The 563-nt window shown below is 45.5% G+C and carries 1 pseudogene; it reads right to left on the bottom strand.

Features of this window, described 5'->3' with window-relative positions:
- Nucleotides 1-294: pseudogene (locus R7040_RS28835) on the bottom strand (hypothetical protein); the annotation flags it as partial.
- Nucleotides 295-563 lie beyond the last annotated feature (269 nt).

Raw genomic sequence — 563 nt, 5'->3', positions numbered from 1 at the left:
ACCGGATAGACGGTTGGACAGAAACAGTGCGGCTGCTTTGAGAGCTTCATTCTTGGCCGCTAAAATGGTTTCTTTGGTTAGGCTGAGTGCGAGACCTTTACCGCTGTTTGGTACGCGCCCGAATACCTGTTTGTCGAGTAGTAAGAACCTAGCCGCCGTTAACTCTGCTACAGCGCACCGGAACTCACTTTGAGCAATTTGAACCGTAACGATACCGTGATTGTTCAACCCCGCGAACCAAGCGATATCGACGCTTTCAGCATTGATTTTTTCAACCTGAACTTTCAATCTCATCACAGCATTTTCTCCTCACTTTACTACCAGCGTATCATTGATTTTGAAAATGCAAACTGTGGCTAGAAGCTTCATTTCACGGCATGAAGCTTCCTGATTGGATAGAACTAAATTTGCAGTTTTTTTATCGCTCGCATCGTTTTTCTCACCTGGCTAGACAGCTCTCTTATTGGCTTCACACGCTGTTCCAGTTGGTTGAGTTCGTCTAGCAAATACAGATAAAGTGGAATCTCCCAATCCATCGCATGTGAAAAACGACGTAACACCCC

It is taken from the genome of Vibrio sp. 1069, assembly GCF_033340555.1.
Note: the sequence above shows the minus strand (reverse complement) of the source record. Positions and strands in the feature narration are given on the sequence as shown.